Source organism: Agarivorans sp. QJM3NY_33, assembly GCF_050870865.2.
GTDB lineage: Bacteria > Pseudomonadota > Gammaproteobacteria > Enterobacterales > Celerinatantimonadaceae > Agarivorans.
The window spans coordinates 1,054,199-1,069,125 of the sequence record NZ_CP194039.2 but is presented as its reverse complement, the minus strand read 5'-3'; the positions used below and the strand labels follow the sequence as shown (position 1 = coordinate 1,069,125).

Sequence of the window (14,927 nt, the reverse complement as noted above, 5' to 3'; positions counted from 1 at the left end):
CGACTCACAATAATTCAAGCAAAATGTGAGCCCCCAATCCCCCCTTGCCTCAGCGCAGACATAAAAATAGTGATTCTATCTCGCTCCCAGATCGTTTGTCTGCGCTCTTATTCTCATGTTGTCTCCAGCAAAGCCAAAGCTTCAGCTTGATTACAAAGAATAATTATTAAACGCAAATGATTTTAATTCGCATTCGTATTGTGTATAGTAAGCCTTCTTAATTTGTTCCACAGGATATGGATAGAGCCTGACACTATGAAAATACTCAATCGCACTCTTATTGCCAACGCCGTATTACTCAGCTTAAGCCCCGCTGCTTATGCTGAAACCGCCAGTACTGTTTTCGATGAAGTCGTGGTATCGGCCACTCGAACCGAACAGAGCATTAAAGATATTTCTTCTAGTGTGAGCGCGGTTGGCTCTGAGCAACTAGAGCAACAAATGGCGAACAACCTAAAAGATAGCGTGCGTTACGAGCCTGGGGTGAGCACCACAGGCCAAGGACGCTATGGTACGACCGGATTTAACATTCGAGGGATGGAAGGAAGCCGTGTAAAACTCATGGTAGACGGCATTGAACAACCAACTCCCTATAATCCTGGTGGGGAAGTTATGAACAAGGGTCCTAATAGCTACGAAATTGACACCCTCACCTCTCTAGAAATTAACAAAGGGCCAGCCTCAAGCCTTTATGGGAGTGATGCACTGGGTGGTGTTGTGCTACTAAGGACCAAAAACCCTGAGGATGTCCTTGAGCCTGGCAATACCAATCATGTAGCACTGAAAGGTGCTTATAGCAGCGCCGACGAAGCCTACAAAACCACCATAGAAATCGCCAAACGATACGATAAATGGGAAGGTTTAGCTATTTACACCTATCGCGATGGCAGTGAGTACCAAAGCCATTCATCTGGTGCTGATATAAATGGTCGTGACCGCGGTCAGGCGGATCCCTACAGCTTTGATTCACATAACTTATTGGCAAAAATAAATTTTCAGGCAAATCAAGCGCATAAATTTGGCTTAGTTGCAGAACTATATCAACGTCAAGCTGAGGGCAGGATCCTCAGCAATGAAGGCTATGGCATGTCGCCAAGCTTTACCTATACCAATGTGAGATCTGATGACCAAGATACTCGGCTGCGTCTGGGCATAAACCATACCTGGTTAAGTGAAAACGTCGCCTTCGATAAACTATTTTGGCAACTCAGTCATCAGCAAAGTAAAACCGAACACAATACTTTTGATACGACGGGGATCTACGGCAATCGTAACCGCGAACGGAATGGCGAAGACAGTAGCCTTCAGTTTGATGCTCAGTTCGATAAAGAATTAGTATTTGAGTATGGAAGCCACCAACTCAGCTATGGCTTAAGTGCTATCAATAGTGATTTTGAGCTCGACTATCGCACTCACTTATTCGATTCCGGCACCGTTAGCCCGGGAGAACCAGAAGTGCCAAATGCCGAGTCAGAAAAATACGGCGTATTTGTTCAGGATAATATTTATTTACTCAATGAATCTCTGATCATTAGTGCTGGCCTGCGTTACGACGACTACACTGCAAAACCCAATGAGACGAGCGGTTTGTTAGAGCATAACAGCGATGCACTGACCGCTCGATTAGGCGCGGTTTATCATTGGAACCAGAACTTCAGTTCCTTTGTTCAATATAGTGAAGGCTTTAGAGCGCCCTCTATCAAGGAACTATATTACGATTTTGACAATGCAAGCTACGGCTACGCCATGGTTTCTAATCCGGAACTAAAACCTGAACAAAGCCAAAGTTATGAACTAGGTTTGCGAGCGAATAATTCCGTCTCAACCATCGAACTAGTTGGCTTCTACAACGACTACACCGACTTCATTAATGCTTCGGTAGACTATAGCAACCCAAGCTATCCTGCAGGGATCACAACGAACGAAAATATTGATGAAGCTGAAATATACGGCGTAGAATTCAAGGGTAACTATTGGTTAGATGAAGCTTGGGGTGCTCCAGAAGGCAGTTATAGTCGAATTAGTGTTGCCTATGCACAAGGGAAGAATAAGCAAGATGGCAGCGCACTGGACACGGTTGCACCGCTGACTATCGTTTGGGGTTTAGGCTACGATCAACCACAAGACCTTTGGGGCAGCGAACTGAACCTAACCATGGTCGCCGCGAAGCAAGGGGATGATTGGTCAAATGAAGATAATGCCAACGCGCCAGGTTATGCCTTAGTTGATTTAACCGCTTACTACCAACCTCTCGAAAAGCTCACGTTACGTGCGGGCTTATTTAATGCCTTTGATCAAAAATATTGGCATTATTCTGACCTCGACGGCCAAGATAACGACGCCCAAGGACTGGATCGTTATAGCCAGGCAGGCCGAAATTGGGGAGTTGATGTCGCTTATCAATTTTAAAACGCCTAGCTAATGATTACAGGCTGTGTTCCAATATGAACATAGCCTGTATCCATTAGGCATTCAGAGTCTCTGTTACCGCGTTCAATACATCTTCCAACTGTTGCTCTTCAATATTCAAGAAGACTAACAAAGCATCATAAATGTCTTGCCATACGGCTTCTTCACTACTAACGCCCAACTTTCGATAAGCGCAGATACGAGCTATTTTCAAAATGGCTAACATCACCAGTGAGGATTTACCCAACTCCTGTGAACTAAACAGACCATCACTATCATGTTGGTAATAAATGGCTTCCACCATAACCTTTGGTAAATTCCATTGCTGCGCGATCAGAGCCGCTACCGTGGCGTGGGATGTTCCATATTGCTGACGCTCGGCATTCGCAAAATTAGCCCAGCCCATATCATTCGCCTGAACCAACAAAGCTTCGTAGTCCGCAAAAGAATGCAATAAGGCAGGTACGCCCGCTTGATGAAATAATCCCAACATATAAGCATTGTCTTTCGCACTTTCGAACCCTAACTCTTCAGCAGCGGCCGCAGCGCTAGTCGCTAATAAATTAGCCTCAAGCCAAAATGCATCTAAAGCTTTAGACTGTGGCATCGCCCCCTTAAGCGCCACCGCTTTCACAATAGGAAAAACCCGATTAATTCCCAAGGTCATCACGGCTTGATGGATCGACTTAATTTCGTGGCTACGACGAAATGCAGCTGAATTAACAATTTGTAGTACCGCCCCCGAGATCGCAACATCACTCGCAATGGCGTCGGCGATAGTTGCAACATGAGGTTCTGATTTTTTTGTTTCTTGAGTAATCGTTAACAATACCTGGGGGCGAGGCGGAATAGTTAAATCGGCTAAAATCGCTTTCTCAGCGGCTGTAATGGTTAATGACATACCGTCTCCGGACTTATACGATGGGTCTCGTTGCTGTGGGTTTTCTATAAAAGATCTAAACAAACTTAGTTCATTTACAGTTATATAAAATCTGCTTCAGCGCTTCAAGACCAAGTTGCTGAGTCAATTTAATATTGGTCTCGGGGATCCCTTCAGGATCAGGATGTAAACGGCTTAAACGGGTAATGGTTTGCTCTCGGATTAAATGCAGCATCGGATAAGGAGAACGATTAGTATAGTTACTGGGATCGTCTTTGGACGCATTCGCAAAACAATAATCAGGGTGAAAGCTCGCCACCTGGTATACACCGTTATAACCTTGCTCACCCAACAAACCTTCGGACCAATCAACGAAGTCCAAATAATCATAAAAATCACTTAACTGAGGGATAATAAATAAAGTGGTCTCTATTTCAGGCTGAGTATCCAGGATTTGACACTCCTCCAACAATGTCGCTAATTGCGCCTCAATATCGTCGCTATCGACAATTTTGTAACGAATAGAACCACGTTCAACTTCACGCTTCGCAAAGGGGCAAATATTGTATTTCACCACAAAAGATTGCAACCATTGATGCGTCTGCTGCTGTATCGCTGACACGAGTTGCGAACCGCCGCTAATCGTAGAACCTGACATGCCGTTTCCTTAATCTTGGCAAATAAGCACGCATGAAGTTATATCTAAATCACCCTTGTTACAACTCTAAAAAAGCCAAATACAGCTAAATTAAAAAATTAAATAGGGTGAGATTTGGCGTAGTCAACTAACCAGTCGGCCAACATGAGTACTCGTTTAGCTCGAAAACGGGCCGGGGGAAAGACCATCCAAAGAGGCTGACTATCGGCTTGCCAATCTTCTAATACCGCTTCTAAACGTCCGCTCTGTATCGCATCACGCAAGTACATCTCATGGCTGCGGATTAAACCGAAGCCCTGTAAAGCAGCTTGCTTTAATACATGCCCATTGGCACACGCAAAGGCCCCATTTACACTCACCGAGATCCGCTGTTGGCCCTGAACAAAAGGCCAATGCGTGAGACTTCCACACAAGCATTGATGCGACTTTAACTGCTCAGGATGCTGAGGGCGTCCATGTCGACGCAAATAGGCTGGACTCGCCACAACATGGCTCGCTAAATGCGCTAACACTCGAACCGGTAACCCCGAGTCTGGCAATGCCCCCATCCGAATAACAATATCAAAAGGCGCGGCCAGCAAATCTTCGCGTTGCGAAGATAAATCCAACTCCAGCTCAATATTGGGATATCGCTGACCAAAAGCTAACAAAGCGCCCGCTAACCACTGTTCGGCAAAAATGCCACCGACGGAGTTAATCACCACCTTTCCCTGCAACTGCTCCTGAGATTGCTGCGCGACCAACGCCCCTTGTTCCAGCTGTTCAAGGGCTAGCCGACAACTATGATAATAGCTTTGTCCGGCTTCTGTAAGACGCAGTTTACGGGTTGAACGAAACAGTAATTGCACGCCTAAACGCGCTTCGAGATCACTGATTCGCTGGCTTACACTCGCTTTAGAGCGACTTAGCTTTTCAGCCGCGGCGGTAAAACTGCCCGCGTCCACTACGGCCACAAAATCAAGCACGCCAGCAAACATATTACCCCCATTTAATGAACAATGTTTCTGAATATTAGTAAAATATATAATAACAAAAGCACGGTAAACTCAAGCCACGCAACCCCATTATGAGAGCAACGACATGCATAGCAGAATTCTTGGAAAAAGTAGCTTAACATTAACTGAGTTAGGCTTGGGATGTTGGCAATTAGGTGGCGATTTTGGCCCAGTGAGTGAATCGCAGGCCCAGCAAATTCTGGATCAAGCATACGCCAGTGGGGTGCGCTTTTATGACACCGCCGACGTTTATGGCTCGGGGCGAAGTGAGCGATTACTCGGCCAGTTTGCAAAGCAACACCAAGACGTCATCATCGCCACTAAAATTGGCAGGGACGCCGCTCTATTTCCCGATAAATATCATAAGCAAGGCCTACAAAAAGGCATTGAAGCAAGCCTCAAGCGTTTGACAGTCGACCAGCTTGATCTGGTCCAACTACACTGTATTCCGCTGCCAGTACTACAAGATGGTGAAGTCTTTAGTTGGTTACAAGACTTTAAACAGCAAGGTTTAATTCGCCATTATGGAGCCAGTATCGAGTCTATGACTGAAGCTAAACTATGTCTTGCCGATCCTCAGCTTACCAGCCTTCAGGTGATTATTAACCTGTTTCGCCAAGAGGCGCTAGATGAGCTACTTGAGCAAGCAGAACAGCAACAAGTCGGTATCATCGCTCGACTCCCCTATGCCAGCGGGCTGCTCAGCGGAGCCGTCACTGCGCAACGACAATTTGCCGAGAGTGACCATCGAAATTACAACCGAAATGGAGAGGCTTTTCATGTAGGAGAAACCTTTGCAGGCTTACCACTGGATAAAGCCTTAACGCTGGTCGCCCAACTACAACAGTTGCTACCGATCAATATTAGCTTAGCCGAAGCCGCAATCCGCTGGCTGCTCGATCAGCCCCAAATCACCAGCGTGATTACCGGTGCAAGTAAACCACAGCAAATCGCGCAAAATGTAAGTTATGCAAATCGGGCACCATTGCCAAACGAGTTACACCAAGATCTCGCAACATTCTATAAGACTGAAGTGAGTCCTTGGGTACGCGGAAACCGTTAACCGAAACAGACTCCGCAAAGTAGCGCACAAGCAAATCAGCTTCGCAGTGACTAATTCACCGCGAGGCTCAGCTGTAATACTTTTTACGCTCAAGCAACAGTAAGTCTGTAAATCTTTTTATCACAGCCAATCATCAGGCAACTAGCCTAATCAAACATGAGGACCTTATAAACAAGCCCGATCACTCGCTCTATAACAGTCTGTTCAGTGACTACATTTAGATACAGGCTCCTGAAAAAAGAAAAAATTTTCTTACCACTAATCTTGACACTTGAGACAAGAAAAACTAAGGGCTGTCATCTTTTAGTAAAAAAACCATGTTATAGCTGCTTAGCGGATAAGGAAATGGGAGTAAATCAGCTTATGCAACAGGACTTACAGCTAGAATTTAATCGGATTGTTGATGAAGGAGAAATAACAACCGTTTTCCAAGTGATTTGGGACCAGAATAATAATCGAATCCTAGGTTATGAAGCACTCACTCGCGGTCCAAAACATAGCTATTTCCGACATCCAGTGATTCTTTTTGAATATGCTCGACAATTTGATCGCTTACAAGAACTGGAGCTAGATTGTGCAATTTTAGCCAAACAACAATTCAGTAGGATGCGGTTAAAAGGCGCCTTATTCATTAACTTTTCTCCTGATACCTTATTGGCTATCTACCATCGACAGGGAACTTCAGCATTTGAAGCCCTGCGTAGTGACGACTTAAAGCTAGTTATCGAATTAACCGAACATCACCCCATTAATGTAGACCAAACCTTATTAGCCTGCATCACCGAATTAAGGAACCTCGGTATCAAGTTTGCCCTTGATGACTTTGGAGCGGGTTACGCTGGCCTCAAAACTTGGCTACAAATAGCACCTGAGTACTTAAAACTCGACCAATTTTTCTGTAATGAATTATTACATGACAATAATATCCCACTCGCTATATCCAGCATATTAGAAATAGCCAAACAAATAGGTAGCGAGGTCATTGCCGAGAATATCGAAAATGCAGAACAATACCAACAACTAAGCAACTTGGGACTCGGTTATATGCAGGGCTTCCATATTTCGCGACCAAGTGGTCGCCCTAAGGAGCAACAAACCGCCCCAGAGCGACCCAACCACAATGAACTCTTAACAGCCTTCTCATTGGCAAAAACGGTCACCGTTGTCTCTCCAGATATGTCGGCAAAAGAGCTACTCAACACCATGCTCGAGGATAAACAAATGACCAGCTTACCGGTGGTCGATCAGCAGTTACGGGTATTAGGCTTAATCAAAAAAGAAGAGCTTTTATCCCGTTATTCCAGCCCCTATGGACATTCGCTGAATTACCGTAAATCAGTAGCCGACTTAATGGATGCCAAACCCCTTATCATTGAGAGTGATACCAGCCTTAGCGAAATCGGTAGAAGATTAACCCAACATACTGCAAATGGCTTAGATGCCGCTTTTATTATTACTCAACAAGATAAGTACCTTGGACTTGGTCTCGCGGTTGATGTGATGCGCAAATTATCTGAATACAAATTGCAACTTGCCAGATATGCAAATCCACTCACCTTGCTACCTGGGAATGTGCCCTTACAGCGCAGCCTAAAAAACTTAATTCAGTTCGGCAAGCCCTTCGATTTAGCCTACTTTGATCTGAATAATTTTAAGCCTTTCAATGACTGTTGTGGTTATGAACGTGGCGACCAAATGATAAAACTAGTCGCTGAATTGCTAAGGACTCATCTAAGTAGCAAAGCTCATTTTATTGGCCACCTAGGCGGAGATGATTTCATTGTCATTTTCATAGAAAATAACTGGCAGACAGCAGTAAGGCAACTCTTGGCAACTTTCGAACAACGCAGCAAAACACTCTATCGCCAAAAAGATCTTGACGCACAAGGGATCATTTCAAAAAACCGTGAAGGCCATGAATGTTTCTTTCCGTTAATCGGCTTAGCCGTTGGAGTGACAAGTTGGTTAGCTGAATATAAACTAAGCATAGAAGCACTCAGCGAAGCCGCGAGTCGCGCGAAAAAAGCGGCCAAACAAAATAACAGGTCCAGCCTATATATCGATCAAGCGGTAAGTTTAACAAGTAATTACGGCTAAAGCCTAAAGGCATTCTAGAGCAAACTATACGCGGTTAAGCAGAAAACTAACAACCTTATTATAGGCAATAAAAAAGCCCTACTCTTAAGAGCAGGGCTTGGTTATTTGGTGCCTAGCAGTGACCTACTTTCACATGGGGAGACCCCACACTATCATCGGCGCAGTTGCGTTTCACTTCTGAGTTCGGCATGGGTTCAGGTGGTGCCACAACGCTATTGCCACTAGGCAAAACTTAACTCTGAACAAAAAGGTCTAAGCCAAATAGCGTTAATTCAGAGTAAAAAACCCAGCACATAGCTGGGTTTTTAAAATAGGTGCCTGGCAGTGACCTACTTTCACATGGGGAGACCCCACACTATCATCGGCGCAGTTGCGTTTCACTTCTGAGTTCGGCATGGGTTCAGGTGGTTCCACAACGCTATTGCCACCAGGCAAAAACTTGTTGTCTTTAACATTCGAAAAAACTGATATATCCCACGAGTATAACAAGCACTCTTGGTTTCTAAAATAAAGTATCTATAAGCAACACCCTTTAGGTGTTGTATGGTTAAGCCTCACGGGTAATTAGTACAAGTTAGCTCAATGCCTCACAGCACTTACACACCTTGCCTATCAACGTTGTAGTCTCCAACGGCCCTTCAGAGGACTTAAAGTCCTAGTGAGAATTAATCTCAAGGCCTGCTTCCCGCTTAGATGCTTTCAGCGGTTATCAGTTCCGAACGTAGCTACTGGGCAATGCTATTGGCATAACAACCCAAACACCAGCGGTTCGTCCACTCCGGTCCTCTCGTACTAGGAGCAGCTCCCTTCAATTCTCAAACGCCCACGGCAGATAGGGACCGAACTGTCTCACGACGTTCTAAACCCAGCTCGCGTACCACTTTAAATGGCGAACAGCCATACCCTTGGGACCGACTTCAGCCCCAGGATGTGATGAGCCGACATCGAGGTGCCAAACACCGCCGTCGATATGAACTCTTGGGCGGTATCAGCCTGTTATCCCCGGAGTACCTTTTATCCGTTGAGCGATGGCCCTTCCATACAGAACCACCGGATCACTATGACCTACTTTCGTACCTGCTCGACGTGTCTGTCTCGCAGTTAAGCTGGCTTATGCCATTGCACTAACCGTACGATGTCCGACCGTACTTAGCCAACCTTCGTGCTCCTCCGTTACTCTTTGGGAGGAGACCGCCCCAGTCAAACTACCCACCAGACACTGTCCGCATCCCGGATAACGGGACAACGTTAGAACATCAACACTACAAGGGTGGTATTTCAAGGTCGGCTCCACATCATCTAGCGACAACGCTTCAAAGCCTCCCACCTATCCTACACATGTAGGGTCAATGTTCAGTGTCAAGCTGTAGTAAAGGTTCACGGGGTCTTTCCGTCTAGCCGCGGGTACACCGCATCTTCACGGCAATTTCAATTTCACTGAGTCTCGGGTGGAGACAGCTTGGCCATCATTACGCCATTCGTGCAGGTCGGAACTTACCCGACAAGGAATTTCGCTACCTTAGGACCGTTATAGTTACGGCCGCCGTTTACCGGGGCTTCGATCAATAGCTTCGCTTGCGCTAACCACATCAATTAACCTTCCGGCACCGGGCAGGCGTCACACCGTATACGTCATCTTTCGATTTAGCACAGTGCTGTGTTTTTAATAAACAGTTGCAGCCAACTGGTATCTGCGACTGCCGTCAGCTTAGGGAGCAAGTCCCATCACCAACAGCAGCGTACCTTCTCCCGAAGTTACGGTACCATTTTGCCTAGTTCCTTCACCCGAGTTCTCTCAAGCGCCTTGGTATTCTCTACCCAACCACCTGTGTCGGTTTGGGGTACGGTTTCGTATAATCTGAAGCTTAGAGACTTTTCCTGGAAGCAGGGCATCAACCACTTCATCACCTTAGTGACTCGTCATCAATCCTCAGCCTTAGACACCCGGATTTTCCTAAGTGTCCAGCCTACAACCTTAAACGCGGACAACCAAACGCCGCGCTGGCCTAGCCTTCTCCGTCCTCCCATCGCAATTATACGAAGTACAGGAATATTAACCTGTTTCCCATCGACTACACTTTTCAGTCTCGCCTTAGGGGCCGACTCACCCTGCTCTGATTAACATTGAACAGGAAACCTTGGTCTTTCGGCGAGGGGGCTTTTCACCCCCTTTATCGTTACTCATGTCAACATTCGCACTTCTGATACCTCCAGCAATCCTTACGAATCACCTTCAACGGCTTACAGAACGCTCCTCTACCGCACTTGCAAAGCAAGTACCCGTAGCTTCGGTGCATAGCTTAGCCCCGTTACATCTTCCGCGCAGGCCGACTCGACCAGTGAGCTATTACGCTTTCTTTAAATGATGGCTGCTTCTAAGCCAACATCCTGGCTGTCTAAGCCTTCCCACATCGTTTCCCACTTAGCTATGACTTTGGGACCTTAGCTGACGGTCTGGGTTGTTTCCCTTTTCACGACGGACGTTAGCACCCGCCGTGTGTCTCCCGGATAGTACTTAGTGGTATTCGGAGTTTGCAAAGGGTTGGTAAGTCGGGATGACCCCCTAGCCTTAACAGTGCTCTACCCCCACTAGTATTCGTCCGAGGCGCTACCTAAATAGCTTTCGAGGAGAACCAGCTATCTCCCGGTTTGATTGGCCTTTCACCCCCAGCCACAAGTCATCCGCTAATTTTTCAACATTAGTCGGTTCGGTCCTCCAATTGGTGTTACCCAATCTTCAACCTGCCCATGGCTAGATCACCGGGTTTCGGGTCTAATCCCAGCAACTATGCGCGCAGTTAACACTCGGTTTCCCTACGGCTCCGCTATTCGCTTAACCTTGCTACTGAAATTAAGTCGTTGACCCATTATACAAAAGGTACGCAGTCACCCCACAAAGAGGCTCCCACTGCTTGTACGTATACGGTTTCAGGTTCTATTTCACTCCCCTCACAGGGGTTCTTTTCGCCTTTCCCTCACGGTACTGGTTCACTATCGGTCAGTCAGGAGTATTTAGCCTTGGAGGATGGTCCCCCCATATTCAGACAACATATCACGTGTGCCGTCCTACTCGTTTTCACTTCAAATCACCTTTCGTGTACGGGGCTATCACCCGCTACGGCCAAACTTTCCAGCTTGTTCCACTAAATTATAAGAAGCTTAAGGGCTAATCCGGGTTCGCTCGCCGCTACTACCAGAATCTCGGTTGATTTCTTTTCCTCCGGGTACTTAGATGTTTCAGTTCCCCGGGTTCGCCTCGCAACGCTATGTATTCACGTTACGATACTGCATAAAATGCAGTGGGTTTCCCCATTCGGAAATCCATGTCTATTACGTCTTTTATCGACTCAACATGGCTTATCGCAGATTAACACGTCCTTCATCGCCTCTGACTGCCAAGGCATCCACCGTATACGCTTAGTCACTTAACCATACAACACCTAAATGTTGTCGCTTAAATCACTTGAATGGTCAGGCTGTATAAATCCTGCCACTCGAGTACGATCACCTTATTTTTTGAATACCAAAAACACTTGTTATTTAACTCGTATTTTTGAGATATTTTTTATCAGCTTTTCCAAATTGTTAAAGAGCATTCGGCTTCTTAGAAACCAAAGCTAAGCACTGTATCAACATAATGCTTAGCTTTATTTTCTTAAACCAAGAGAGAAATGGTATCCCGTACGAGATTTGAACTCGTGTTACCGCCGTGAAAGGGCGGTGTCCTAGGCCTCTAGACGAACGGGACACTGCGTTAGCTGTTCTCGTTGGTTCTAAACCACACTAGAACTTCTCTCTTTATCTTCTATCAAGCAATCTGTGTGAACACGTCACAAAACATAAACGTTCATAATAAGGAGGTGATCCAGCCCCAGGTTCCCCTAGGGCTACCTTGTTACGACTTCACCCCAGTCATGAACCACAAAGTGGTGAGCGTCCTCCCGAAGGTTAAACTACCCACTTCTTTTGCAGCCCACTCCCATGGTGTGACGGGCGGTGTGTACAAGGCCCGGGAACGTATTCACCGTGGCATTCTGATCCACGATTACTAGCGATTCCGACTTCACGGAGTCGAGTTGCAGACTCCGATCCGGACTACGACATGCTTTCTGGGGTCCGCTTGCTCTCGCGAGTTCGCATCCCTCTGTACATGCCATTGTAGCACGTGTGTAGCCCTGCCCGTAAGGGCCATGATGACTTGACGTCGTCCCCACCTTCCTCCGGTTTATCACCGGCAGTCTCCCTAGAGTTCCCACCATTACGTGCTGGCAAATAAGGATAAGGGTTGCGCTCGTTGCGGGACTTAACCCAACATCTCACGACACGAGCTGACGACAGCCATGCAGCACCTGTATCTAAGCTCCCGAAGGCACCAATCCATCTCTGGAAAGTTCTTAGTATGTCAAGGGCAGGTAAGGTTCTTCGCGTTGCATCGAATTAAACCACATGCTCCACCGCTTGTGCGGGCCCCCGTCAATTCATTTGAGTTTTAACCTTGCGGCCGTACTCCCCAGGCGGTCTACTTAATGCGTTAGCTGCGTTACCCACGGGTTAAACCCACAGACAACTAGTAGACATCGTTTACGGCGTGGACTACCAGGGTATCTAATCCTGTTTGCTCCCCACGCTTTCGTACATGAGCGTCAGTTTTTGTCCAGGTGGCCGCCTTCGCCACTGGTATTCCTTCAGATCTCTACGCATTTCACCGCTACACCTGAAATTCTACCACCCTCTACAAAACTCTAGCTTCCCAGTTCCAAATGCCATTCCCAGGTTGAGCCCGGGGATTTCACATCTGGCTTAAAAAGCCGCCTGCGTACGCTTTACGCCCAGTAATTCCGATTAACGCTCGGACCCTCCGTATTACCGCGGCTGCTGGCACGGAGTTAGCCGGTCCTTCTTCTGTCGCTAACGTCAAACAATATACGTATTAAGCATATTGCCTTCCTCACAACTGAAAGTGCTTTACAACCCGAAGGCCTTCTTCACACACGCGGCATGGCTGCATCAGGCTTTCGCCCATTGTGCAATATTCCCCACTGCTGCCTCCCGTAGGAGTCTGGGCCGTGTCTCAGTCCCAGTGTGGCTGATCATCCTCTCAAACCAGCTAGGGATCGTCGCCTTGGTGAGCCATTACCCCACCAACTAGCTAATCCCACTTGGGCTAATCTCTACGCGAAAGGCTCCGAAGAGTCCCCTCCTTTGGTCCGAAGACATTATGCGGTATTAGCAGTCGTTTCCAACTGTTGTCCCCCACGTAAAGGCATATTCCCAAGCATTACTCACCCGTCCGCCGCTCGTCATCTTCTAGCAAGCTAGAAATGTTACCGCTCGACTTGCATGTGTTAAGCCTGCCGCCAGCGTTCAATCTGAGCCATGATCAAACTCTTCAATCAAAGTTTTTTCGCTCAAAGTAAATACTGAAATTATTACTGTTAAAACAGTGTGTCACTCCAGTCCACTTAAGCTAATTTTTTTCGCTTAGTGCTCTGTGAGTGCTCACACAGATTGCTTGATAAATTGTTAAAGAGCGTTGCTTCTTGCGAAGCGAGGTGCGCATTCTACGCCATCCTCGGTGACTGTCAACCGCTTTTTTCAATCTTTTCCGAAGAACTTTTCTAAGGAAAGTTTGAAGCGTTTAACCGCCGCTGATAAAGCCTCAGGCCTTACCAACCCTGACTGCTTGCTGCTGCGCTATTGCGTGCTGCCCGCCGTGTCAGTGGAGTCGCATTATAGGGAAGCAATGTAGGAAAGCAACCATTATTTCAAACTTTATCGACTTTTCCGTAGATACATCTAAAAACGTACAACAAACACACAAAAAGGCGCTTAATTAAGCGCCTTTTGATGAATATACCTTACGATTACTCACTTTACATCTTTAGTCTCAGTAGATGTTTTTTCAACGGAGTTCAAATCTGATTCTGTGTGGCTATGATTAGAGTCAAGATCTTCCTCATCACCGACGACATGTTCAATCTTAAGCTTATTCACTGTACGAATCGTGTAAATCGGGCCCGAAATGGCATAAGCCGCAAACAAGGTAAACAATACGAGTGCAGGTTTAACCGCGACAATAATAAATACTAATACCACCAGTAACACAGCAAAAAATGGCACACGCCCCTTAAGGTCAATCCCCTTAAAACTATGATATTTAAAATTAGTGACCATCAACAAACCGCTGATAACCGTCACAACACAAGCCACAATATCGGCACTATTTCTGGAGAGATCTATATCTTGGGCAAACCACACCATTCCGGCTACAACCGCCGCAGCAGCGGGACTAGCTAAACCTTGAAAAAACCGTTTATCGGCAATTCCAACCTGAGTATTAAAGCGCGCCAAACGTAAAGCTGCACCAACGGTGTAAACGAATGCAGCTAACCAGCCAATTTTACCTAAGTCATGTAATGCCCAATTGTAGGCAACCAACGCAGGTGCGATACCAAAAGACACCATATCCGCCATGGAATCATATTCGGCACCAAAAGCACTTTCGGTATTGGTTAACCGAGCGACACGACCATCAACACCGTCAAAGATCATCGCCACAAAAATAGCAATCGCAGCGGCTTCAAATTGACCATTCATGGACGCAACAACCGCATAAAATCCAGAAAAAAGACCCGCGGTAGTAAATAAATTCGGGAGTAAAAAGATACCTTTTTGTCTCGCTCCCTCTCCCACTTTATGCTCTGTCATTTAGTTACTCTATAAAACTGCCTAAAAAACGTGGGCTAAAAATAGCATATCACCTTAGTTGTTAATAGCGCTGCACTGACAAATAAGCAGCGATGAGCTATATATTAAGACTAATAC

At 46.3% G+C, this 14,927-nt stretch carries 7 protein-coding genes, 1 tRNA gene and 4 rRNA genes; 3 read left to right on the top strand and 9 right to left on the bottom strand.

Annotation, left to right across the window (positions count from 1 at the left end; genetic code table 11):
* The first annotated feature begins 255 nt into the window (after positions 1 to 255).
* Complete coding sequence (locus ACRRSY_RS04810) at positions 256 to 2,409, top strand: TonB-dependent hemoglobin/transferrin/lactoferrin family receptor (protein ID WP_432464440.1); 2,154 nt, start codon at positions 256 to 258, stop codon at positions 2,407 to 2,409.
* Positions 2,410 to 2,464: 55 nt separating this feature from the next.
* On the opposite strand, the gene ACRRSY_RS04805 is transcribed toward ACRRSY_RS04810, so the two are convergent.
* The 3 genes from ACRRSY_RS04805 to ACRRSY_RS04795 form a co-directional block, all read right to left on the bottom strand.
* A complete protein-coding gene (locus tag ACRRSY_RS04805; protein WP_432454276.1) occupies positions 2,465 to 3,310 on the bottom strand; it encodes an HDOD domain-containing protein in 846 nt (281 codons plus the stop codon).
* A 70-nt stretch (positions 3,311 to 3,380) separates the two neighbouring features.
* Entirely contained in the window at positions 3,381 to 3,947 is a 567-nt protein-coding gene (locus ACRRSY_RS04800) for a DUF1415 domain-containing protein (RefSeq protein WP_432454277.1), read from the bottom strand.
* A 98-nt stretch (positions 3,948 to 4,045) separates the two neighbouring features.
* Complete coding sequence (locus tag ACRRSY_RS04795) at positions 4,046 to 4,924, bottom strand: LysR substrate-binding domain-containing protein (RefSeq protein ID WP_432454278.1); 879 nt, start codon at positions 4,922 to 4,924, stop codon at positions 4,046 to 4,048.
* Between the two features lie 103 nt (positions 4,925 to 5,027).
* Here ACRRSY_RS04795 and ACRRSY_RS04790 point away from each other — a divergent pair, with 103 nt between their 5' ends.
* Entirely contained in the window at positions 5,028 to 6,005 is a 978-nt protein-coding gene (locus ACRRSY_RS04790) for an aldo/keto reductase (protein ID WP_432464439.1), read from the top strand.
* 363 nt (positions 6,006 to 6,368) lie between these two features.
* Positions 6,369 to 8,102, top strand: a complete 1,734-nt coding sequence (locus ACRRSY_RS04785) for an EAL domain-containing protein (RefSeq protein WP_432464438.1) — start codon at positions 6,369 to 6,371, stop codon at positions 8,100 to 8,102.
* 110 nt (positions 8,103 to 8,212) lie between these two features.
* Here ACRRSY_RS04785 and rrf (ACRRSY_RS04780) read toward each other — a convergent pair.
* The 6 genes from rrf (ACRRSY_RS04780) to pssA form a co-directional block, all read right to left on the bottom strand.
* A 5S ribosomal RNA gene (rrf, locus tag ACRRSY_RS04780) occupies positions 8,213 to 8,328 on the bottom strand.
* Between the two features lie 90 nt (positions 8,329 to 8,418).
* Positions 8,419 to 8,534 (bottom strand): 5S ribosomal RNA (gene rrf, locus ACRRSY_RS04775).
* Positions 8,535 to 8,645: 111 nt separating this feature from the next.
* Positions 8,646 to 11,533, bottom strand: a 23S ribosomal RNA gene (locus ACRRSY_RS04770).
* Positions 11,534 to 11,774: 241 nt separating this feature from the next.
* Positions 11,775 to 11,850 (bottom strand) — tRNA-Glu (locus ACRRSY_RS04765).
* A 105-nt stretch (positions 11,851 to 11,955) separates the two neighbouring features.
* Positions 11,956 to 13,498: ribosomal RNA gene (locus ACRRSY_RS04760) — 16S ribosomal RNA — on the bottom strand.
* Together the 16S, 23S and 5S rRNA genes with 1 tRNA gene alongside form the textbook arrangement of a ribosomal RNA operon.
* A gap of 472 nt (positions 13,499 to 13,970) precedes the next feature.
* Complete coding sequence (gene pssA / locus ACRRSY_RS04755) at positions 13,971 to 14,810, bottom strand: CDP-diacylglycerol--serine O-phosphatidyltransferase (protein WP_432454281.1); 840 nt, start codon at positions 14,808 to 14,810, stop codon at positions 13,971 to 13,973.
* Positions 14,811 to 14,927 lie beyond the last annotated feature (117 nt).

Excerpts from the sequence above, each read along its gene's own strand:
- ACRRSY_RS04810 (WP_432464440.1), top strand. The coding sequence starts at position 256 with ATGAAAATACTCAATCGCACTCTTATTGCCAACGCCGTATTACTCAGC.
- ACRRSY_RS04805 (WP_432454276.1), bottom strand. The coding sequence starts at position 3,310 with ATGTCATTAACCATTACAGCCGCTGAGAAAGCGATTTTAGCCGATTTA.
- ACRRSY_RS04800 (WP_432454277.1), bottom strand. The coding sequence starts at position 3,947 with ATGTCAGGTTCTACGATTAGCGGCGGTTCGCAACTCGTGTCAGCGATA.
- ACRRSY_RS04795 (WP_432454278.1), bottom strand. The coding sequence starts at position 4,924 with ATGTTTGCTGGCGTGCTTGATTTTGTGGCCGTAGTGGACGCGGGCAGT.
- ACRRSY_RS04790 (WP_432464439.1), top strand. The coding sequence starts at position 5,028 with ATGCATAGCAGAATTCTTGGAAAAAGTAGCTTAACATTAACTGAGTTA.
- ACRRSY_RS04785 (WP_432464438.1), top strand. The coding sequence starts at position 6,369 with ATGCAACAGGACTTACAGCTAGAATTTAATCGGATTGTTGATGAAGGA.
- pssA (WP_432454281.1), bottom strand. The coding sequence starts at position 14,810 with ATGACAGAGCATAAAGTGGGAGAGGGAGCGAGACAAAAAGGTATCTTT.